This is a genomic window from Glaciimonas sp. Gout2 (assembly GCF_035018905.1).
Classification (GTDB): domain Bacteria; phylum Pseudomonadota; class Gammaproteobacteria; order Burkholderiales; family Burkholderiaceae_D; genus Glaciimonas.
The window spans coordinates 26,091-48,902 of sequence record NZ_JASJXA010000028.1; the positions used below are offsets into that span (position 1 = coordinate 26,091).

General features: G+C 49.4%; 20 protein-coding genes. 8 read left to right on the forward strand and 12 right to left on the reverse strand.

Translation table 11 applies throughout. The features are described from left to right. Window positions 1-52 precede the first annotated feature (52 nt). The 4 genes from motB (at window position 53) to QN379_RS17080 (ending at window position 5,219) form a co-directional block, all read left to right on the forward strand. Window positions 53-1,069 (forward strand): flagellar motor protein MotB, encoded by a 1,017-nt coding sequence (motB, locus tag QN379_RS17065; RefSeq protein ID WP_323507156.1) that lies wholly within the window; start codon window positions 53-55, stop codon window positions 1,067-1,069. A gap of 234 nt (window positions 1,070-1,303) precedes the next feature. Next, a complete protein-coding gene (cheA, locus tag QN379_RS17070; RefSeq protein WP_323507175.1) occupies window positions 1,304-3,436 on the forward strand; it encodes a chemotaxis protein CheA in 2,133 nt (710 codons plus the stop codon). Between the two features lie 212 nt (window positions 3,437-3,648). After that, entirely contained in the window at window positions 3,649-4,152 is a 504-nt protein-coding gene (locus QN379_RS17075; protein WP_323507157.1) for a chemotaxis protein CheW, read from the forward strand. Window positions 4,153-4,436: 284 nt separating this feature from the next. Then, a complete protein-coding gene (locus QN379_RS17080) occupies window positions 4,437-5,219 on the forward strand; it encodes an SDR family oxidoreductase (RefSeq protein ID WP_322238201.1) in 783 nt (260 codons plus the stop codon). 217 nt (window positions 5,220-5,436) lie between these two features. Here QN379_RS17080 and QN379_RS17085 read toward each other — a convergent pair whose 3' ends face one another. From QN379_RS17085 to QN379_RS17115, 7 genes are all read right to left on the reverse strand, one after another. Then, window positions 5,437-6,447 carry an SIS domain-containing protein gene (locus tag QN379_RS17085; protein WP_322240641.1) on the reverse strand — a complete coding sequence of 337 codons (1,011 nt, stop codon included), beginning with the start codon at window positions 6,445-6,447 and terminating at the stop codon, window positions 5,437-5,439. Between the two features lie 25 nt (window positions 6,448-6,472). Continuing rightward, on the reverse strand, window positions 6,473-7,642 hold the full coding sequence (gene nagA / locus QN379_RS17090) for an N-acetylglucosamine-6-phosphate deacetylase (RefSeq protein ID WP_323507158.1): 1,170 nt from the start codon (window positions 7,640-7,642) through the stop codon (window positions 6,473-6,475). 148 nt (window positions 7,643-7,790) lie between these two features. Then, window positions 7,791-8,699 (reverse strand): BadF/BadG/BcrA/BcrD ATPase family protein, encoded by a 909-nt coding sequence (locus QN379_RS17095; RefSeq protein WP_323507159.1) that lies wholly within the window; start codon window positions 8,697-8,699, stop codon window positions 7,791-7,793. A gap of 182 nt (window positions 8,700-8,881) precedes the next feature. Continuing rightward, a complete protein-coding gene (locus tag QN379_RS17100) occupies window positions 8,882-10,054 on the reverse strand; it encodes a sn-glycerol-3-phosphate ABC transporter ATP-binding protein UgpC (RefSeq protein ID WP_323507160.1) in 1,173 nt (390 codons plus the stop codon). A gap of 69 nt (window positions 10,055-10,123) precedes the next feature. Then, window positions 10,124-10,993, reverse strand: coding sequence for a carbohydrate ABC transporter permease (locus QN379_RS17105; protein ID WP_323507161.1), 870 nt, complete (start codon window positions 10,991-10,993; stop codon window positions 10,124-10,126). A gap of 10 nt (window positions 10,994-11,003) precedes the next feature. Next, window positions 11,004-11,918: a sugar ABC transporter permease gene (locus QN379_RS17110; protein WP_322238211.1), complete on the reverse strand. Its 915-nt coding sequence runs from the start codon at window positions 11,916-11,918 to the stop codon at window positions 11,004-11,006. A gap of 227 nt (window positions 11,919-12,145) precedes the next feature. Beyond that, the gene (locus tag QN379_RS17115) at window positions 12,146-13,444 is read right to left on the reverse strand and encodes an ABC transporter substrate-binding protein (protein WP_323507162.1); all 1,299 of its coding nucleotides are present in this window, start codon (window positions 13,442-13,444) and stop codon (window positions 12,146-12,148) included. A 620-nt stretch (window positions 13,445-14,064) separates the two neighbouring features. On the opposite strand from QN379_RS17115, the gene QN379_RS17120 reads away from it, so the two are divergent. From QN379_RS17120 to QN379_RS17130, 3 genes are all read left to right on the forward strand, one after another. Then, on the forward strand, window positions 14,065-15,330 hold the full coding sequence (locus QN379_RS17120; RefSeq protein ID WP_323507176.1) for an ABC transporter substrate-binding protein: 1,266 nt from the start codon (window positions 14,065-14,067) through the stop codon (window positions 15,328-15,330). 88 nt (window positions 15,331-15,418) lie between these two features. After that, window positions 15,419-16,129 carry a response regulator transcription factor gene (locus tag QN379_RS17125; protein WP_322238215.1) on the forward strand — a complete coding sequence of 237 codons (711 nt, stop codon included), beginning with the start codon at window positions 15,419-15,421 and terminating at the stop codon, window positions 16,127-16,129. Window positions 16,130-16,223: 94 nt separating this feature from the next. Continuing rightward, window positions 16,224-17,636, forward strand: a complete 1,413-nt coding sequence (locus QN379_RS17130; protein ID WP_416348554.1) for an ATP-binding protein — start codon at window positions 16,224-16,226, stop codon at window positions 17,634-17,636. A gap of 60 nt (window positions 17,637-17,696) precedes the next feature. Here QN379_RS17130 and QN379_RS17135 read toward each other — a convergent pair whose 3' ends face one another. The 5 genes from QN379_RS17135 to QN379_RS17155 form a co-directional block, all read right to left on the reverse strand. Continuing rightward, window positions 17,697-18,386: a DUF3299 domain-containing protein gene (locus QN379_RS17135; RefSeq protein ID WP_322238218.1), complete on the reverse strand. Its 690-nt coding sequence runs from the start codon at window positions 18,384-18,386 to the stop codon at window positions 17,697-17,699. Window positions 18,387-18,402: 16 nt separating this feature from the next. After that, entirely contained in the window at window positions 18,403-19,665 is a 1,263-nt protein-coding gene (locus tag QN379_RS17140) for an ABC transporter permease (protein ID WP_322238221.1), read from the reverse strand. Then, window positions 19,662-20,375 (reverse strand): ABC transporter ATP-binding protein, encoded by a 714-nt coding sequence (locus QN379_RS17145; protein WP_322238224.1) that lies wholly within the window; start codon window positions 20,373-20,375, stop codon window positions 19,662-19,664. Before QN379_RS17145 ends, QN379_RS17140 begins: the two co-directional genes overlap by 4 nt. A 15-nt stretch (window positions 20,376-20,390) precedes the next feature. After that, on the reverse strand, window positions 20,391-20,954 hold the full coding sequence (locus QN379_RS17150; RefSeq protein ID WP_323507164.1) for a DUF2796 domain-containing protein: 564 nt from the start codon (window positions 20,952-20,954) through the stop codon (window positions 20,391-20,393). A gap of 159 nt (window positions 20,955-21,113) precedes the next feature. Further along, a complete protein-coding gene (locus QN379_RS17155; protein WP_323507165.1) occupies window positions 21,114-21,974 on the reverse strand; it encodes a LysR family transcriptional regulator in 861 nt (286 codons plus the stop codon). Window positions 21,975-22,100: 126 nt separating this feature from the next. Between QN379_RS17155 and QN379_RS17160 the strand changes: the two genes are divergently transcribed. Beyond that, on the forward strand, window positions 22,101-22,619 hold the full coding sequence (locus QN379_RS17160; RefSeq protein WP_323507166.1) for a multidrug/biocide efflux PACE transporter: 519 nt from the start codon (window positions 22,101-22,103) through the stop codon (window positions 22,617-22,619). Window positions 22,620-22,812: the final 193 nt, after the last annotated feature.

Below are 22,812 nucleotides of genomic sequence, written 5' to 3' on the forward strand. Positions count from 1 at the left end.
GCGATCAAATACATAAAATAATTTATTAGGACGATGGACATGCGGAGATGGTATGAGTAAGGGGCAACATCGCATTGTCATAAGACGTTCCGCACCTGTCAAACCGCCACAACATGGTGGTAGCTGGAAGATTGCATACGCTGATTTCATGACCGCGATGATGGCCTTTTTTCTGGTGATGTGGTTATTGTCGATATCAACCCCGCGGCAACTTGTTGGCATCGCAGAATACTTTCGGACGCCGCTAAAGGTAGCCATTAACGGCGGTGACCGTAGCAGCATGAGTAATAGCGTGATACCTGGCGGCGGCCGCGATCCAACGCGATCGGACGGCGAAGTTAATCGGGCAGCAAAGGTTGCCGCTGATCTTGTCGGTGCAGGCAATGCTAGTGATGCCAGTGATAACAAACGCCTGCGCGAACTTAAGAAGCGGCTCGATTTGGTAATTGAAGCCAACCCTTTGCTTAAAAAATTTAAACCGCAATTACTGATTGATATTACGACCGAAGGTCTGAGGATTCAGATTGTGGATAGTAAAAAACGGCCAATGTTCAATCTGTCAAGCGCTACGGTCGAGCCTTACATGCGCTTAATTTTGCGAAAAATCGGGCCGGTTTTAAGCGAGTTGCCAAATAAAATTACTCTGTCTGGCCATACCGATGCCACGCCTTATGTGGCGAGTGAGAGAGCCTATAGCAATTGGGAATTGTCGGCCGATCGCGCCAATGCATCGCGTCGCGAGTTGATTGCCGGTGGGATGGCAGAGGACAGAGTGCTGCGGGTTATGGGGGTTGCTTCGAGCATGCATTTAAACAAGGCAGATCCATTCGATCCGATCAATCGTCGCATCAGTATTGTCGTGCTGAATCGCCATTCGCAGGAGCAGATTGAATATGAGAATGCGACTGGAAATGAAGTGCAAACAGTCGGTTCGAAGTCGCGCATAGGAAATGGCAGCAATGCTGGCAGCGACACCAGCGTTGGTACAGATACGGCCACGATCGGCCCCGGGCGTCCTGATGTGGTAACACAGTTACGCAAAATGGTACCGTCCAAACCGTCACCCTGACGTTAGAAGTTAGGCGACGATTTCGCCAATCCCTGGCAATCGGGCTGCGTGGTAAAGCATTTACTTCATCACCAATAAGCGCCGGCATATCCTCACAAAAAAAATTATCCTTTAGGTATTCAGAAAACCCATTTGCGTCCGTAATACCGTATGCAGCAGTATTTGCGAAGTAGCGAGCATGCCGTATTTAAGGCGTTAAAAAATAGGCAGTATTGAGCAAGGATGTGAGTGCCAATGGACATAACCGAGTTTTACCAGACCTTCTTTGAGGAGGCAGAAGAATTACTCGCCGAAATGGAGCAATTGCTACTGGGCCTTGATCTTGACGCCCCTGACAATGAGCATTTAAATGCTATTTTTCGTGCCGCACATTCAATTAAGGGTGGTGCTGCAACGTTCGGATTCGTCGCATTGACTGATACGACCCATCTTTTAGAAAGTTTGCTGGATCGGGTACGACATCAGGAGTTGATATTGCACAGCACAATGATCGATGTATTTTTGGAAACAAAAGACGTGCTACAAGAGCAATTAAATGCCTATCGGGTTGGCGTCGAACCAGCGCCGGAAATGGTCGCTCGTATTTGTTTGGTATTACAACATTTGGCGCAGGAAGAGCTGAGGAAACAAGGATTGTCAGACATTCCTGTTAGACCTGTATCCGTTGTGATGCCAATCACGCCCATTCTCCCTAATCCTCTAATCATCGTTGATGCAGAGGATTTGGCCCAGCAGAATGATTCATCAAAATCCATCTGTTTGAAGGTGCGATTTTCTGGTCTGGTCGACAGCGACCATTCGTGGTTGATCGCTGAAATGGCAAACTTAGGCGATGTGCTGGCACAGACGCAAAGTGACGATAGCTTGGTAGTCTGGCTTAGAACTTCCTGTGAACCCGATGACATTATTGCAGTATGTTGTTTTGTTATAGACCTGGATCAAATCGAAATTACACGTGAACTGGCGGAGAGAGTCGAGACTTTAGTCGCTGCACTACAATCCGAAGTGTTGCCATTGCCGCTGGTTTCGCCTCCATCTATTACCGAAGCGCAAATAAAGGTTTTGATTACCACCGCGGGTTTCAGCGATGTTGCGTCTGCGGCTACCTTAATGCCAAATATAGCTGCTGAGGCTAACGTTGATGCTCCTGAATCTATTATTTTCAATCCGGGTACGTCCGCGAGCGCTGGAAGTACTAAAGAATCGAGTTCAATTCGTGTCGATGTAGACAAGGTTGATCAAATTATTAATTTGGTCGGAGAACTAGTGATCACGCAATCGATGCTGGTTCAAACCGCTTCGACCCTGGATTCAGTCATCCACGAGCAGCTATTAAGCGGCATGGCGCAGTTACAACGTAACGCCCGTGATCTTCAAGAATCCGTGATGTCGATTCGCATGATGCCGATGGATTATGTATTCAGCCGGTTCCCACGTCTGGTGCGTGACCTGACCGTCAAACTAGGTAAAGAAGTGCAACTGGTGACGGTTGGTAAAACGACGGAACTTGATAAGAGTCTGATTGAGCGCATCGTCGACCCATTGACGCATCTGGTACGAAATAGTCTCGATCACGGTATCGAGCGAGCAGAGCAGCGAATTGCTGCTGGCAAAGATCCTGTTGGTGAATTGGTTCTGTCGGCGCAGCATCAGGGCGGCAATATAGTGATCGAAGTCAGTGACGATGGTGCGGGTTTAAGCCGTGAAAAAATCCTCGCTAAGGCCATCCAGCAAGGCATGCCGCTGCTGGACGTGGCTAATATGACGGATGAGGAAGTTTGGCAGTTGATATTTGTTCCCGGATTTTCGACTGCAGAAAAAATAACCGACGTTTCCGGGCGCGGTGTTGGGATGGATGTTGTTAAGAGGAACATTCAGGAGATGGGCGGATATGTCGAAATTTTTTCCCATGAGGGCAAGGGCAGTACGGTCAAAATCATATTGCCATTAACTTTGGCGATACTGGATGGGATGTCGGTCAAGATTGGAAACGAAGTATATATTTTGCCCCTGAATTACGTGATTGAGTCGTTACAACCACGTTCGGAAGACATACATTCTGTCGCTAATGACGAGCAAATCATGCACGTACGCGGTGAATATTTGCCGCTGACTGAGTTGTATCGCGTGTTTGATGTTCCGCATGCTCGCACCGATCCCACAAAAGGCATTGTAGTGATTGTGCAGGCAGATGGCCGACGCTTTGCCTTGTTGGTGGATCAACTGGTCGGTCAACATCAGGTTGTCGTTAAAAATTTGGAAACAAATTATCGTAAGGTTCCAGGCATTTCGGCTGCGACTATTTTAGGGGATGGCAGTGTGGCGTTGATTGTTGATGTCTCGGGCCTAAAGAGTATTAATCGATAAATATGGGCCTTATATCGATGGTAAAAAAATGTTGCCTAAAGTATTGAAAAAGGTATTGAAAAAGATTCTACAGCCGATCCAGCTAGCTCCAGGCAGTGCCGATATCTTACTTTGTTAGATAAGTATATAAGTCCTTGCGGCTAGGTTACGTAATCAATGATGACGTAACAAATGGTTATGCAACAACTGCGCGTCGAAGATTGGAGAAAGAAATGATGGCAATAAATGTAGCAGATGTGCTTAATGCAGTAACAGACGGAGACGGTGAAAAATTTCTGGTCTTTACGTTGGGCGCGGAAGAGTACGGAATTGACATCCTGCGCGTTCAGGAAATTCGAAACTATGAGGAAGTGACACGGATTCCCCACGCGCCGACGTTTATAAAAGGCGTCAGCAATTTGCGTGGAATTATTGTGCCGATTGTCGATTTTCGCATTAAATTAAAACGCGATAATATCGATCAAAATGACGATACTGTTGTGATTATTTTGAATATCAGGAACCGTGTCGTAGGAATACTCGTCGATGGCGTTTCGGATGTTTTAACATTAACCACAGATCAAATAAGACCCGCACCCGAGTTCTGCGCGACATTATCAGCCGAGTATTTGACCGGCCTTGGTGCGCTGGAAGATCGCATGCTTATTTTGCTGGATATTGAAAAATTGATGTGTAGTGAAGATATGGCATTATTCGATACAAAGATCGCAGCCTGACGATCAAACTGTTAGAAATTGTTGATATGGCATATTCATAGGGTAGATCGAAATAGGCACCCAAAGTTTTGATAGGTTTTATGCTTCATCTGGTTGACTAAAGCTTTAATCGGTAAAAGACCTGTTCATGTTATCTCTACTCACCGTCGATTCATCGCATGTTGCAGTTGCGACAGAGGATTTGGATGGCAGGCAATTGCTTATCTGTAATTGAGAATGTTAGCGAGATGGTTGTTAAAATATGTGCATAATATCAAACACATTAACGACCAAGGACAATCGACATGACGTCAACTCTGACATCAACTACGCACCCGAATCAAAAAGTTGCTCTCGTCACTGGTGCAGGTTCGGGGATCGGTAAGTACATTTCTCTCGCACTGCTCAACAATGGCTATTCTGTCGTATTGGCAGGACGGCGGCTTGAGGTGCTTAACGAAACCGTTATTGCAGCAGGTGAGTTCGGCGTCAATGCGCTGCCGATATCAGCAGATGTGAGTGATCCTGCATCGGTTAAATTATTATTCTCCCAAGCCCGGGCGCGTTTTGGACGACTTGATCTATTAATTAATAATGCCGGTGTTTTTACGCCATCGGTCTCGCTTGAAGATGTTGAGTATGCCGACTGGAAAGCGTCAGTGGATATCAATTTGACTGGCGCATTTTTGTGTACGCAAGAGGCTTTTCATCTAATGAAGGTGCAGCAACCGGGTGGCGGCCGGATCATTAACAACGGCTCGATTGCAGCACATGCGCCGCGGCCAAATTCAGTGGCCTACACCGCAACTAAACACGCCATGACCGGCCTTACCAAGGCTACCTCGCTAGATGGACGCAAATACAATATCGCTTGTGGACAGATTGATATCGGCAACGCCGCTACCGATATGACCGAGCGGATGGGAAGTGGAATCTTGCAGGCCAACGGGGAAATGGCAGCTGAACCAAGAATGTCGGTGGAGCATGTTGCGCAGGCGGTGTTATATATGGCGGGACTGCCGTTAGACGCTAACGTGCAATTTATGACGGTGATGGCGACTAATATGCCGTTTGTTGGTCGGGGATAAAGTTGCCCATTGCTTTGTTGCGGTCTTGTGAGCGGTAGTTGTTTAACGATGTCTCGACATCAGTAGATGTACATCTCAACCGGCGCGACAGTCGATGCTTCTTGACATGGATTGGCGAACCGGTTGGATGAAGTATCTACAGTGGCTGCCGTCAAGCCGTGGTTTGTAAATGACGCGAAGCTCTCTAAAGCTCAAAGCAAAAATGCTCCTTGTATCTCTAACTGGTTTTCGTGATCTTGCTCAGATGGCGCGGTCGGTCGGGGTCCATACCGCGCGCTAACGATAGGTGTGCGGCCATGACATAAAATGCTTGAATGGCGACGATGGGATCCAGATCGGGGGTCGCTGCCACGGGAAGTGTCAGGTTACGCTCTGCGATGTCATCAGGTGCGGCTAACAGGACCTTTGCTCCGCGTCCACGCATTTCTTCTGCCAGTTTGAGTAAACCTGCCTGTGTTGGGCCGCGGGTGGCGAATATGAGAAGCGGGTATCCTTCGTTGATGAGCGCCATTGGGCCGTGTTTGATTTCGGCACCGCTGAATGCTTCTGCCTGAATCGCCGACGTTTCCTTGAATTTCAACGCTGCCTCTAACGCCAGCGGAAAACTGATCCCGCGCCCGACCACCATGATGTTAGTGGCGGGAATTAATACTTCTAGTGCGGCTGACCAGTCACACTGGGTTGCTGCATCCAAAGATTCCGGCAATGTGTCGAGAGCGGCCAGAAATGTTGGATCGTCTTGCCAATGCCCTGCAAGTAGCGCTCCGGCGACCAGACTGGCAATAAAGCTTTTAGTCGCGGCGACGCTAAGTTCTGCACCGGCATGTAATGGCATCGCCCATTCGGCACTGGTTGCCAACGGAGATGAGGCGTCATTCACGAGCGCAACTGTGGTCGCGCCACCGTCGCGGAAGTAGCGAATCGGGGCAATCACGTCGGGACTTTGGCCCGATTGAGAAATGGCAATGGCGAGTGCATCACGCGCTACTAATGGCGCGTTGTTCAGAGTGACCAAAGACATTGGTAAGGATGCGACGATGCGACCAAGGCGGGCCATGATCAGATAAGCGCAATAACTGGCCGCGTGATCGGAACTACCACGTGCCACGGTCAGAATACTGGTCGGTGGTTCGGAGCGCAATCTACGTCCAAGTTCTGCGTAGCGATCACGATCTTGCTTTAGCTGCGCGGCAACATGGGCGCTGGCGGAACACGCTTCTTCAAGCATGCGCGATGATGGGGCCGATGATGAATTAATTGGTGTTGGCGGCGTTGAGGTCAATCTGTTCTCCTTCTACATACACTGCTGTGAGGTTAAGCTGGCGATCAAATACCAGAATATCGGCGAAGCAGCCGGTTTTAAGGCGACCACGTTCTGTGATCCCAAGATAATCAGCAGGATAGGTTGAGGTGCGTAACGAGGCTTCGGCCAAATCGAGCCCGAGCGATACCAGATTCCGCAACGCCTGATCCATCGTGAGCGTGCTACCCGCCAGTGTGCCGTCAGCCAGGCGCACGCCACCCATACATTTATGGACGACTTGCCGTCCCAGCATATATTCACCATCTGGCATGCCGGATGCAGCGGTTGAATCAGTTACACAATACAAACGTGGAATAGCGCGCAATGCCGCTTTGATCGCGCCGGGATGTACGTGCAACAAATCAGGTATCAGTTCGGCATACTCGGCATGTGCCAGTGCTGCACCGGCCATGCCGGGAGCGCGGTGATGGAACGCGCTCATGGCGTTGAACAGATGGGTAAATCCAGTCGCGCCATTATTTAGCGCAGCCACGCCATCCTCGTAAGTGCCCAGCGTATGCCCGATTTGTACGCGCATGCCGCTTGCACTGAGTGTCTTCACCAGTTCCAGATGACCATCCACTTCTGGCGCTATCGTAATGAGTTTAAGCGGTGCAAAGCTACGTAGCCAGTCAACTTGCTCCAGCGTTGCTGCGACGGCGAAGTCGGGCTGCGCACCCAGTTTTCCGGGATTAATATAGGGGCCTTCCAGATGCGCGCCAAGTATCCGCGCACCACCGTCACAGCGTTGCAGACATGCGCGGCCGATAGCGCTCAATGCGGCCTCAAGATCTGCTGCCGGTGCGGTCATAGTGGTCGCCAGCATACTTGTGGTGCCATGTTGTGCGTGCATTCTGGCGATTAAGTGCACGGCATCGCCTGCGTCCATCACGTCTTTACCGCCACCGCCATGGACGTGACAATCGATAAAGCCGGGCAAAATAAACTGATCAGAGGGCGAATGTCCTAAGGGCTTAATGCCGATGGGCAATGGCAGGCTCGGATCAAAGTCCAGGGTTTCGCCGCTGATATCAGTAATCAAATCGTTGAAGCTGATTGCACCGGCGACCCAGCCTTGCGCAGTAAGCACGTTGCCATGAAGTTGGGTGGTGAAGGGCATCAAATTTTCTCCGTTATGAGGGTGTAAATGACAGCGGAAAATACGTCTCTATAGTGTTTATGACGGTTCTTCATTCCGCATCTAAGCGAGACAAAGTTGATTTGAACATGCATAGTGAGGTCATCGTAAAAATTGTTAATTTTCAACATCATTGCTCCAGATGTTGACGAATGAGTAGCAATCCGCCGCTTGAAGAGTCAGCTTCTGGCGGAACGGTGCGCAATTGTAAAGTCTGTGGCAGATAGTCTTTCAATACATGCGCGAGGCCGCCGCACAACGCTAACGGTAATTGCTCTGATACATCCAGAGCAAGCGCCATTTTGGCGATTTCATTACCCGCTCTCCAGAGCATATTTCTCGCCACCTCATCATCCACCGCGTGCTGGAAAATAAAGGGTGCTAATTGCGCGTACATGCTCTGATTGGCATTTGCCAGCCAGGCTAGGACGCTGTCCCGATTGCTTTTGTCAGTGCCATCGCCGCCGCAATGCCGGATGATGTTCGTCGCCAAAATACTTTGGGGCGTCCGACCATCAAACACTTGTTGCACATGATTGATTGCCAATATTCCTAACCAGGCGCCACTTGCCTCATCGCCAGAAGGAAACCCCCATCCTCCAATAATGTGTTGGACTCCATCGGGTTTTAGCACCGCGCCAATACTTCCCGTGCCTAACGCGATGATCGCGCCCGGGCGACCCTGATGCGCGCCGAGAAGGGTGGTAATGGCATCTGAGGCCACGGCGATGCTGCCAAATCCAGGATTCAGGGCCGTGAATTCTGTGGCCCAGGACGGGACGTTGACACCGGACAATCCGAAGCCAGCGGCGATTCTGTTGTAAGAAGGGGCTGAAATACCTGCTTTATGAAAACCTGTATGTATTGCCGATCCAATAGCCGCCCACGCCTTATCACGGCCATGCATGAGAGCGGACGGCCCACCGGTTGCTTCTGCAATCACGCTGCCATCTGCACGCGCAATACGGATCTGGGTTTTGGTGCCGCCACCGTCGATCCCGATCAAATACTCGTAAGCTGAGTCAAGCGCTGTATTCACTTCAAATCCTGTTTGTTGTGGCCTAAAGCAAAAGTTTATCTATTTTTGCCGTTAAATGGTGCGCAAACTACTAAATAGAAATGTTTTTTGGTCATCATGCGCTTTTTAGGACTTACGCAAAACTGTCTGATCATGACTTGACGACAAAGATAGTTCGCGCTGAGAGCGGGCAGCGCAGGCGGCTAGGATGGCATATCGCCGTTAGGGCGATTTTGCGTTAGTCCCAATTTTGATGAAATCATGTTGCCTGGCTTGATGCGACGTAGCGCATTGCCATTTGCATCGAATACGTGAAATGCATTGCTGGCTGCCGATAACGTGATATTTTCACCGATAAGGACGGTATTGTTTCCATCGCCGCGTACGACGATATCCTGACCGTTTTGCAGCGTGGCATAAATGAAATTTGCTTCTCCAAGATGTTCAACGACGTTAACTCTCCCGCTAAAGGTCTCGCTGCCGCTGTTGTTCTCCAGAATGTGTTCGGCGCGCACGCCTAAAGTGACCGGATCGCCGATGCGCATAACGCCGTTCACTTCGGTTGTGCAGACATCAGCACCCACCTCCTGACCTCCCTCTAATTGTATTTTTAGATAATCTGCCTCAATAGAGGTAACCAAGCCCTGCATCAGATTCATTTTGGGCGAACCGATAAAGGTTGCCACAAACAAATTTTCTGGCTGCTGATATAGCTCTAGAGGCGTACCTGATTGTTGTATTTGGCCATCATTCATCACGACAATTTTGTCGCCTAACGTCATGGCCTCAACTTGATCATGCGTGACGTAGACGATGGTTGCTGCCAGTTGACGATGTAATTTGGCGATTTCCAGGCGAGTCTGTACGCGTAAGGCCGCATCCAGATTGGATAGTGGTTCGTCAAATAAGAACAGCCTCGGTTTCCGTACGATAGCGCGACCAATCGCCACACGCTGGCGCTGACCGCCGGATAATTCACGCGGCAATCGATCCAGTAAATGATCAATCTTCAAAATGCCAGCGGCATGATGAATCTGTTGGTCGATCGTATTTTTATCGGAACCAGCAACTTTTAGCCCGAACGCCATATTTTTATACACCGTCATATGCGGATACAGCGCATAGCTTTGAAATACCATCGCGATACCACGCTCGGCAGGCGGAAGATGGTTGACGACTTGATCGCCAATGGCTATTTGGCCATCGGTGATATCTTCGAGTCCGCATAAAAGTCGTAGTAATGTCGATTTGCCGCAGCCGGAAGGGCCGACCAGTACGCAAAATTCGCCGTCGTTTACGTCAAGGTTGATGCTTGCCAGCACATCTTGCTTGCCATCGTATGATTTTCTAAGATTCTTAATATTGACGTTAGCCATGATTTTTTACCTGTTTTACTCTGCCGTGCGATCAGAAATACGCGGACGAATTTGTATAAGTTTGTTGGTTTATTTGACCGCACCGGATGTCAGGCCGCGTATCAGTTGGCGTGAAAACAGCATGTACAAAATCAAAATGGGAATCACCGCCATCGATAAAGCCGCCAACACAGAATTCCAGTCAGTGGCGTACTGGCCGATGAATTGCTGGACGCCGAGGGTGACGGTTTTAGTGTCGTCGCCGGGTGCCAGAATCAATGGAAACCACAGATCGTTCCACGCTGGAATCATCGTAAATACAGCAACGGTCGCAATCGCCGGACGAATCAAGGGAAGTATCACGCGGAAAAAAATTTTGAATTCACCAACTCCGTCGCAGCGTGCGGCTTCCTTTAATTCCTTTGGAATTTGCCGAATGAACTCGGACAAAATCATCACAGCTAATGGTAATCCCTGAGCGGTATAAACCAGTATCAACGCCGTGCGCGTATTGATCAGATCAAGCGTCACGACCAATTGCAAAATGGAGACTGTGCCAAGGCGGATGGGAATCATGATGCCAAGTGCCAGATACAACGTCATCATGCGATTGCCGCGAAATTTATATTCGGATAGCGCCCAGCCTGCCATGGCACCGAACAAAACAATGAGTACCAACGAGCCGAGTGTCACGATCAGGCTATTGCCAAAATACAGCATGAAGTTGGTGTTGGTTAACACCTTCTCAAAGCCGATCAGCGAGAACGTGTCGACGGTGGGAAATGCCAGCGGATTGTCAAAGATGGCTTCGCGCGATTTGATGGAGTTGATCAGTATCAGCGCAATGGGGAACAGTGCCACCAGCGCATAGGCGCACAGCACAAGGTGTACCCAAATGCGGCCGATATTACTATGTCGCATTGACGGTCGTAGCGAGGGGCGAAGTGTGGAGGAAGTCATGGAATACACCTTACAATTCATAGCGTGTCAGCCTGCGCTGGACGAGATAGAAATACACGGCAACGCCGAGCAAGATCACCAAAAACATGAGGGTTGCCACTGCAGCGCCCATCGTGGGACTGCCAATTTGCGCCTGATAGCCAAAGAACGTCCGATAAAAGAATGTACCCAGAAGATCGGCTGAATAGTTGGGTCCAGCCAGTGCACCCTTAACCGAATAGATCAGATCAAATGCATTGAAGTTGGCAACGAAAGTCAGAATCGTGACTAATCCCAAAGTTGGCAAAATTAGCGGTAATTTGATTTGCCAAAAGATGCGCCACGAACCAGCGCCTTCGACGTAAGCCGCTTCCAGCACTTCTTCTGGCACGGCCAATAATGCCGCGTAGATCAGCATCATGGGGATGCCGATGTATTGCCATACCGAGATTAGGGCCAGTGTGATTAATGCAGTAGATTGCTGACCAAGCCAGGGCGCGAAGAAATTTGCCATTCCGACGAAGCCCATCAATTTTTCACCAACACCCCATAACGGCGACAGAATAAGTTGCCAGATAAATCCGATTATCACCACCGACAGTAATGTCGGCAAAAATATCAGGGTGCGATATGAGCGCGCCCAGCGCAGACCTTTGAGACTAAACAGCGTCGCCAGCAATAATCCGATTGGATTTTGCAGCAGCATGTGGATTGCAAAAAACTTGACGTTATTCCACATCGCGTTCCAGAACGCGTTGGACCAGTCAGAATCGAAAAGGATGATGTGATAGTTGGATAGACCGACGAAGCTATGAACACCAGCATCGTTGGTGGTATAGAAGCCAAGCCGGAGTGTGTCCAGCAGCGGCAGCGCGCTGAACATCGAGTAGATGATCACCGCTGGCGCTAGAAAAATTACAATATGCCAGGGAAATGCTTTTTTCAACTTGATTCTCCAAACAAACTCATTGTCATATTGAGTTGGACTTATTCAAAACCGCTGTGGCGGGGTTTATCGCGATCACTTCGTTACCGTTGAGATATCTCGTCACAAGGCCCGGTAATTTTTGTGCAAAAGAGTCGATCTTGTTTGGCTGTTAGAACGGACAAGCAAGTGAAAAAAATCGCTTGTATTGCTTGCTCGTTCGGCCACTCGACTCATGCTTTCGATAATTATTTTTGTTGTGGCTTGTACCATTTGGCAAAGCCGGTCTGAATTTGTGCCGCTGCATCTTTTGGTGCCAATTTGCCGTTAATGACTTGTGCATTGACGTTCCACAGTTCATTTTCCATGCTTGGTGTTCCGCGATTGAGGATTTGCGAATTCAGGCGAATGGTTGATGAGCAGGTTTTGCGCCAGTCGATCATTTGTTTGGCGACGGGGTCTTTGACCGATATCAGATGATTGGACAAAGAGAAGAAGCCGGTCACCTTATTGGTATAAATATCGGCGAATTCTTGTGATCCCAACCAGGCCAGGAATTTGTACGCGTCTTCTTTGTTTTTCGACTTTTTGTTGACGCCCATACCGATATCGTTATGGTCGGAGATGTAGCATTTATCGCCAGCTTTTGGCACAGGTGGTGGAAAAGCGCCCATTTCCAATTTGGCATTCGCATTGAAGTACGCGATATCCCAGGAGCCTGCGGGATAGATTGCTGCTTTGCCGAGACCGAACAGGTTCTGACTATCGCCATAAGTTTGGGCGCTTGCGCCTTTGGACAGGTATTTGCCTAGCTTGGCCTCGTAGTCAAATACGGACACAAATTGCGGATCGGTGAACTTGGCTTTGCCTGCGATGAGGGCTTTACGGCCTTCCTCACCTTTCCAGTAGTTGGGGCCAAGACCGGTAAACATGACTTGACTAGACTCCCACTGATCTGCAGTACCGATTGAGATAGGCGTATATTTGCCGTTAGCTTTGATGGTATCGAGAATTTTAAAGAACTCGGCCTCGGTCTTTGGCGGCTGAATGTTTAATTCTTTGAAGATTTTTTGGTTATATAAGAAGCCATGTATGACCGAAGCGATAGGCATGCAGAATGTATCTTTTCCATCATCGGTTTGCCATGCGACTTTTGCCGACGGAGGGAAGTTTTCCATGCCGGGTTTGCCATCCAGTTTTTCCAGATTGCCTTTGTTATAAAGTGACAGCGATACATCAAAAGGACGGCAGGCAATCAGGTCGCCAGCGGTGCCACCGGCGAGACGTGCTGTGACGGTGGAGTCGTATTCGGTCGGCGCAGTGGGGGAAAACTTGACCTGAATGCCCGGATTTTTCTTTTGGAATGCAGGAATCAGGACGCTTTCCCAGAGTGCCTTATCGTCGACGCGCCAGCTTTCTATGGTCAATGTGCCGGCTTGGGCAGTGGTGACGGCGGCAAACGTAGCGACCGTTGCAAGCGTTGCTAGCGCGGTGAGAACGGCATTGCGGAGGGTCTTACTTCCCTGGATTTTGCTGACGGATTGCATGGATTGTCTCCTCTGTATTTTGTGGTGAAGGGCGTTTTGCCGCATTTTTTCGCAGTTTATGGTCTGGCTTGCGGGTTATCCACTTGCCCTCATCCTGCTGTGGATTGACAGTAGCATCATAGGGATTGTGATGCTATCGGTCTTTGTTATGATAGTTAATTGCTACGTAAGTTATTGATTTAATGCGTTTTTTATGGAATTTCCAAGATCGGCAAGTTACATATATTTACACCACGTTGGGGCCGTGTTTACGCTGCCATAGTGTGATGATTTTTGCGCAAGCCGCAGAAGACTTTGCATCAGAAACGAAAGTTAATTGTTCTTTACAAATCTTTACAAAACTAGCGTGAAATTTAGCTAAATGGAGGCTTAAAACCAAATCAAGTCGTGAACTTACGTTATAGTCTCTCGCGATACGGGACAGAAAAACGGTATAAATTATTCACGAATGACGCAAGAAGCCTGATGGATACCAAGCCTGGCCAAAAAAATAAGAAGCAAAAAAGCGCGATAAGTTACACATGTTTAGATAAATAAAAATACAAATGACTGAACAATTAAAAAGGTCGTACTGCGCATTGAGGATTAAGCAATGGCGATGGGGATGGTGCATGGCGATGATGCTGGGATGCGGGTTGTCGCCGTTTTCATACGGCACAAATACCAGCTTTGTAGTGTATTCGCAGGCCAACGCATTGCAAGTTTTACATTGGTGGACCTCAGACAGTGAGCGCAAAGCCGTTAAGGTCCTCTCGGATCGGTTGGTGGATGAAAACATTGAATGGCGCAATGCAGCAATACCGGGCGGGGCCGGTGTCGGGGCTAGCAAAGTCTTGAAGAGCAGAGTGTTGGCGGGGCATGCGCCCGAGGTGACCCAATTGAATGGTGTGGTCTTTGGCGAATGGGCTGATCTTGGCCTATTGCTGGAACTGGATGATGTATCGAGGCCTGGCAATTGGAAAAAACTATTGTTTCCAACGGTGTGGTCATTGGTGCAAAATCGGGATCATGTTGTTGCTGCTCCTATCGGTATCCAACGTATCAATATGCTGTTTTACAACAAGAAGATATTTGATCGATTGGAGTTGATTGCGCCCAAAACATGGGCCGATTTTGATCGTGTCGCATTCAAATTAAAACAGGCGGGCGTCGTTCCTTTGGCACAGAGTAGCGAGGCATGGCAAGTCGCAACCTTGTTCGAAACGTTGGTTTTGGCAGAAAGTGGTCCCGCATTTTATCGCCGATTGTTTGTCGACATGAACGCTAAAGCTTACGCCGATCCTCGTCTGGCGCATGCACTGAAACGATTGCGCGGACTTAAACAATGGATGCCGATGCCACTTCGGGAGCAGCCCTGGAACGAGATGACGCGGCAACTTGCCGATGGTGATGCTGCGATGTTTGTGATGGGGGATTGGGTAAAAGGTGAGCTACATGCGTGGGGCAAGATAACCGACGTTGATTTTGGATGCAGTACGGTGCCGGGAACGGATGAGTATCATCTTTATAGCGTTGATACGTTGGCGATGTTTGCCGGAGATTATTCGCATCAACAGGCGCAGGAGAAACTCGCGCAGGTCTTGATGTCGGCAACGGTTCAAACCGATTACAATCAAGTAAAAGGGTCGATTTCAGTCTGGCGTGATCCCAATAAAGCGAAAATGGATAGTTGTGCGCTGGCATCGTGGCGTACGTTCAGCAAAGGCGGCGCGTTTCAGGCACCAAGTCTGGTGCATAGAATGGCGACTGATGAGACAACAAAGGATGCCATCGTTGCGGAGGTGCGGCGCTATTTTATGGACGATCAAATAACTGAATTGGATACGCAACGTCGTCTGGCGGCAATAGCGCGCAGTTCACCTAAAATAGAGCGTCCTGAAGAATAAGAGAGATCACAACAACACATTTATCGATGCATCCATTCGTTTTTTCAACTTATGTATCCACTCTTGTACCTACTCTTGAAGCCTCACTATGCGTAAGATTTTGATCGTTGACGATGACCAGAAAACCCGGATCTTGTTAAAGGCCTATCTTGAAAAAAATCAGTATGAAGTCATGCTGGCGCATAACGGCGAAACTTTTCTGGCAGAATTTCAGCGTTTTGCTGACGAGTTGTCGCTGGTTATCCTGGATGTCATGTTGCCTGACACGGATGGTTTTGCATTGTGTAAAATCGTCCGTCGCCGCTCAAATGTGCCGATTATCATGCTGACAGCCAGCTCAGATGAAACTGATCGGGTTGTTGGTCTGGAGTTAGGCGCGGATGATTATATGGGCAAGCCTTATAGCCCGCGCGAGTTGCTGGCGCGGATCAAGGCAATCCACCGGCGCATGGGATTCGATAACGCCGCTGCACCGCGGTATTACCGGTTTCTGGGTTTTACGCTGGATACGGTCGAAAGAACCGTTGTTGACGCCGAACAAAAACTGGTGGCGTTGACTGGACTGGACTATCAATTGTTGAAGTATTTTGTCGCGCATCCGGGCGATATTTTGGATCGCACCGTATTGTGTGAAGAAACCCGCGGTCGGGATTCGGGGCCGATGGATCGTTCGCTGGATGTCCAGATTAGCAAGTTGCGAGATCGTCTGAACGATGATGGCAAATCACCGCAGTTGATCAAAACTGTACGTGGCGCAGGTTACGTATTTTCTGCTGACGTTGTTTCTTCCGCCATTTAGGCTCAGGTTGGCAAACACAACTACCCATCGATTTATTACCCGTGTTTTGGCGCGGGTATTGCCGCATTCGCTGCTTGGGCAATTGTCGGTGGTGATGGTGTTGGGCATATTAGTGACACAATTAGTCGGTGGGTTGATTTGGGCTACTCAACTACGATCTAAATCAGAAATAGAAACCCGGATCGCGGCGCAGCATCTCGGTCATAGTGCCGTTAGTGCCATCCGTTATTTCAAGAGTTTGCCCGCCAATTATCGACCAATCATGATTCAGCAATTGCGCGAAATGGGCGGCACGCGCTTCTTCGTGAACGCCAATAACGCCCCGATTCTGATTCAACCAATTGGCAAGAACGCGTTAGCTGATCTGGCAAGCCAGACTGTCCTCAAAACTCTCAAGGAAGAGCTGCCATTTTTGCCCGAGTTTCGACTCGCTTTTGCGTGGCCGGATGATGTGAATGTATCAGACGACGGATTGAAAATTGCGGATTTACCGGACAATTGGGTACAACATATTTTATTGATTAAACCAAATCCCGCGCCAGTGTTGGTGATCCAGACCCAGCTCGAACCGGGCAAATGGTTATATCTTGCGGCGCTGATGCCCAATCCCTATTTTTTGGAAAGTAACGGTCCTTTGTCGCCAGATCGTTTGGTATTGCAGGCTTTGTCGCTGGCGGCGGTATTGCTGCTATCGATATTGGTGGTGCGCTGGACGACGCGCCCGCTGGCCGCACTGTCGGATGCGGCAGAAGCTTTTGGAAAAGGTGAGACCGTACCAGAGTTGCCGGAAACCGGCAGTCGCGAGTTTGTCAAAACGGCGCGTGCCTTTAGCGCAATGCGTGAAAGGATAAAGCGTTATCTGGAGGATCGCGAGCGTTTGTTCGCTTCTATCTCGCATGACTTGCGCACTCCCATTACGCGTCTGAAACTACGTACCGAACTGCTCGATGATGACGCGATGCGCGCCGATTTTCACGAGGACCTGGATGAACTGGACATGATGGTGAAGGGCGCATTGCAATCGGTAAAGGATAGCGATATACATGAAAATCGTACCGAGGTCCGGCTTGATGCATTGATACAAAGAATGATCCGTGATGCGCTGATGGCCGGTCATGCGGTGGCATTTGAGGAATCTGGATTGACAGTGATGGCGAAACCGCTGGCACTCAAACGTGCAATCGGCAACCTGTTTGATAATGCACTTTTTTACGCTGAAAGGGTGGAGATTTCTGTGCGGCAGATTAGCGCGCAGTCAGCAAATGAGGGGTCAGATAATATTGAAATTCAGATTCGGGATCATGGGCCTGGCGTGCCTGAACAGGCGTTTAGCAGTTTGTTCCAGCCTTATTTACGACTTGCACATGGTCGTGAATTAAATGCCAACGGAATGGGACTTGGCCTGGGAATTGCGCGAAACATTGTGCAAGCGCATGGTGGGGAGTTATTGCTGGTGAATCATCCTGAAGGTGGATTGGTGGTGACAATTGTGTTGCCGCGCACCTAAAGATCAGTCTTGATTTTGACGCACTGATTGTTTCGCTCATTGTTTCATTTATTGCTTCATTTATTGTTTTGTATCGCCGTCTTTGTACATCTCAACGTTTTGCGCCACCAGAGAATAACCGGCATCGCCCATGTCGGTGGATGTTGGTTTAACGTTTAATACGCCACTGATCCATACAGCATCCATCGTACGCACGCCCTTGATGGCGTTGGTGCTGTTGACGTGAATAATCTGGTTTGCAGGCGGCGGTGGTACATGGATGCAGCCGCCAAAATACGGAACGAGTAAGAATTCTTTGAGCGCATCGCCTTCGCGATCCAGCGACACCACGAATCCCGGAATTTTGACCATTTTGCCGTTCATCGCAGGATTGATCGGTGCACTTTTCCAGTAATCCTTGGCTTTTTGGAGCGCTGCTTCTGCACGTGGATCAGCGTCGTCGAGCTTGTTAAGATCGATTCCCTTGAACGGCTTCATCGGGTCCCAACTGGCGGGGGCAAGGTCTTCCCATTTTATTTCTTGAAACGGCGACTTGATTGCTGGCGCAGTCTTGGTTGGGTTTGATGCTACCAGCGGATTCTGTTGCAGGCGGTCGCCAATTTTGTAGCCGCCATCTTGCGTCGCTAATTGTGCCGCCGCCGATGCTTTAAGCGCTGCTGTTGCATTGCGGTCAGCCACCACATAACGTCCTACCATTCCAGTACCCAGACCTGCGATGACGATTGCCAGGATCCATAAAAATATTTTCATAGCCAACCTCTTATATTTACACTCGGGGCGTTAATCCGTCGGATAGACTGAGCCGATACGCTCGCAATCCCGGCAGCAGACTAGCGACCAGACCGCCAATGATGGTCCATAGCAATAGGAATAATTCTCCTGTCGTGGGGAGTGCTGGATGTAAGGCGATACCGAATTCCGTCACCAATAGCGGTCCTAGCATCACAATGGCGAGATTTAATATCACAATCCCGAGCAGTACGCCGATCAACATAACGACAAAACCCTCTATTGCGAGCAGAAAAAAGATGTCTATCGGGTGCGCGCCCACGGAGCGCAGGATGGCTAACTCGCGACGTCGTTCGCCCAGACTGGCAAGGATAGAGGATACCAATCCGGCCAGTCCGACGACGACGACCATGGCGGAGACGGCTAACAGCGCTTTTTCGCCGATACCGACCACTTGCCACAACTCATCCAATGCGACGCCCGGCAAGACCGCCATCTGCGGATCGTCCTTATCGTCGGCAATGGCGCGCTGCAAGGCAAAAACGCTGGCACGATTTTTTAGTCCTACGAGAACGGCCGTGACAGTTTTGGGCGTCAGATCGAATTTTTTAACCATTTCCGATGGGATCATCAATCCCTTGATCGGCGCGCCGCCTTCCCAGTCGAGATGGATCGCTTCCATCCCGTCGAGGCCGATGTGTACGGTGCGATCGACCGGCGTTCCGGTTATCGCTAAAATTCCACTGACGACGAAGGGTTTATCAGCATGTTCGGTCAAATGCGCATCGCCGCTTCCATGGCTGAGGATAATTTTGTCACCGAGTTTGTAGTGCAATTGTTGTGCGACGTCGGCCCCGAGTACGGTCTGAAACACGTCATGGAACGGCTGGCCAGATGCGAAAAGCAGCGGTTGTTTGTCGCCATAGTGAAAATGCGTGAAATAGTCGCCATTGGTTGCCAACACGGGAAAGCCACGATGCGAGTCGCCCAGCGATAGCGGAATAGTCCAGGCAACGGCGGGATTGTGCGCCAGTTTTTGGGCGCTATCCCAACCGATATTGTTGGTGGCGCCACCGATATGAAAGATCGCATAAAGCATCAGTTGCACTGAGCTGGTACGGGCACCGACCACCAGATCAGTACCGGATACGGATTGGGAAAAACTCTCGCGCACGTCGTGCCGAATACGCTCTATGCCCAATAACAATGTCGTTGATAAGGCAATTGCTAATAGGATTAGCCCAAGTGTAAAGCGGCGATTCCATGCACTGCGCGCGGCCAGACGAATCAGCATGCTCATGCCTGATCCTCCAGGTGGGCAGCATGATTGAGTTCGTTTAACGCTAACCGGTGGCTAAAGCGCGATGCCAGCCGCTGATCATGGCTAACGAAGAGCAACGTAGAACGTGCTTGTTCACACTCTCGCTGCATCAGATCCAGGAACCGTTGTTGGCGATCGGCGTCGAGTGCTGATGTTGGTTCGTCGGCAACGATGATCTCGGGTTGGCCGATCAATGCGCGGGCGGCAGCAACCCGTTGTTGCTGCCCTATGGATAGTTGCGTCACCGGTTTGCGCCATAACGATGGTGCCAGATCAAGACTGTGTAGTAAAGATTCAGCAGCATTCCGTAACGTGGTGCCCTGCGCCACTGCACGTTGGCGTCGATAGCGGGAAAAATGGCATGGAAGCAATACATTATCGAGGATTGATAAGTACGGAATCAAATTGAATTGCTGGAAAATAAAACCTATGTGATCAACCCTAAACTGGTCTCGCGCCGAGGCAGAAATACTATGGAGCTCAGTATCAAGTATCGTGATGGTTCCGCGTTGCGGCACCACAATACCGCCGATCAATGCCAGCAATGTGCTTTTGCCACTACCACTTGGCCCCGCGATAAATACCTGATCCTGACGATCTACCTTTAATGCATCCATTTGCAAGGTCGGCACAGACTGTCCGGGCCAACTGAACGATACGTCATCTAATTTAATGACTACTTCACTCATGACATTACACGCATTTTATTCCCAGGACAGAAGTGTGGCCGATGGTCGTAGCGTGGCGGCTAGCTGGTTTTTTGGCGTCACCATTTGCACATCAATTTTCTGAAAGCCTTTGAATTTTGCAAATAAGTTAACGTCAATAGTTTTTAAAAGATGAGGATTTTCACACTGTAAAACGATATCGGCATCAAGGTCAGCATGTACCGCTGCTTTTGCGGTGGCGTTGATCTTGGTCGCAGGCGTTGGCGACTCGCCAAGGAGTATCGGATCGATCGCATTGGATGCCAGTTTGACCGATATAGGGCGACATTCTGCGGCAGGCGTTGTCACGAATATTTTGCTGGCGTTGCGAAGTTGAAGCGCCATTTTTTGGGCCGCCGCGCGATCTTTGGTATTTTTTGCGGCGTGCTCGAATCCGAGCAGATTCATTAATGGTGTGTCCAGATGGAGCGTAATTTGTGCGCCATCAATTGCCACATCCAGTTTGCCGACGCCATGGACGTGTGCTTCGTGCGCGATTGCAGGTGAGAGTGCCAAGCAGAGCAGGGCGCTAATGGCGACGCTAGAAAATATGTGCTTCATGTTGTCCTTCATATTTTTTGATTCAATGTCGACTAAATTTGCAGGTATGTTTATTGTGCAACAGTGTTGCATTATAAATCTAAACCATCTTTTCGTTGATCGGAGAATGTTTCAATTGGTGACAGTTATTGTGTTTATTTTGTTTTCAATGGTCCGTTTCTAAGGGGCCAGCAAAGACGCCAATAACCAACCGCCAGCTTGGCCCAATCCATGTCTTCTAGACCAGACTGCGTCAACCTGAACCGATTTTGGCCATCCGCGTACTTGTAGTTCCAGTAAGCCATCGGCGGCGAAGCGTTGTGCCAACCATCGTGGAAGCTCGGCCCAACCGAAGCCCAGTTCCGTCATCTCAAGCAATAATAAGTAGCTGGAAGCCGACCAGCAAAGGCCACGGCGGCGCTCGATGATGTCATTAAGGTAAGTGTTGAGCCGGAGTTCACGGGCGTTGTGCAGCATTTCCGTGGTGACAGGCGTAGCAGTTGCGAGAGGGTGACGCTTGCTGACATACAACCCAATCTCTGAACGTTCAGACATGGATTCGAATCCCACGTCGGGTGGATAGTCTGACTGCGCGCCGACCAAACCAAGCTGCGCGCGGCCTTCTTGTACCAGGGCGACAACGTCGGTATGTTCGGCAATCATGCATTCAAGTTCCAACTCAGGGTAACGCTGTTCAAATTCGGTCAGGATCGATTCGAAGCGATTCGATTGATACATATCTGATAACACTAATGTAAGCGTCGGTTCCAAGCCATCAGCCAGTCGATGGGCTGAACGGGACAGACGATCATTGGCGTCCAGCACTTGTTGTGCGTGGATCAACATCGCTTTGCCATGTTCAGTCAAAGTAGGCCGCCGCGTAGTGCGGTCAAACAATAATAGGCCAAAATCAATTTCGAGATTGGCGATGGCCTCGCTGACGGTTGACTGTTGTTTGTTCAATTTGCGCGCAGCAGCGGAGAACGATCCTAACGTTGCAGCTTCGACAAACATGAATAAAGATTCAAGAGAATGTGACATGACCGAGGTTATTTCAGTTGTTTATATTTTAATATATCGGAAATTCCGATGGTTACTCATTTTTTAGTATCATTAAAAGCAAGGAGAATAGCAAGGATCAGTTATAAATAAAGCTTAGGAGCTTGTATGCGTATCACCGAACACACCAGTCACGTCAGTCACATCAGTCAGACCAGTGACACCAGCCAGACCAATAAAACCAATAATATCCATACCAAAAAATCGTTTGCCGAGCGCGGATTTCACGCCTTGACCTTCGAGTTGTTGGCCGTTGCCATCAGCGCGCCGGCACTGTCCTGGCTAATGGGTGTATCGATGGCCCACGCTGGCTTGCTTACATTAATGATTTCGCTCATTGCGATGGTTTGGAATGTTGTCTTTAATGCGCTGTTTGACCGGATTGAGCGACGTATGAATCTGGTACGGACATTTGGCGTTCGTGTCATTCATGCAATTTCATTCGAATTAGGACTGATTGTGACGGTGGTTCCATTGGCCGCTTGGTGGTTGAATTTGAGTTTGCTGGATGCGTTCGTGCTCGATATCGGCTTGCTCCTTTTCTTTTTGCCCTATACGTTGCTGTTCAACATAGGCTACGACAAAGTACGCGAAGCCCTGATTAAAAGACGCCTGGCAACTTCTTAACCGCAACAAAACCGTTCTGAACGTTGTTTGGGGCGGACTCTCATTGCACTGGTTTGTCAGTAGGTGCGCGGCTCATGCCAGCTTTATAAATCCAGTTTGATTGCCCACTGCGCAACAATGGATCAATAGGCCCGATCACGCAGGTTATCTCTGTGATGGTTTATTTTTTACTGTTAGCCCGATTTCATTTTTC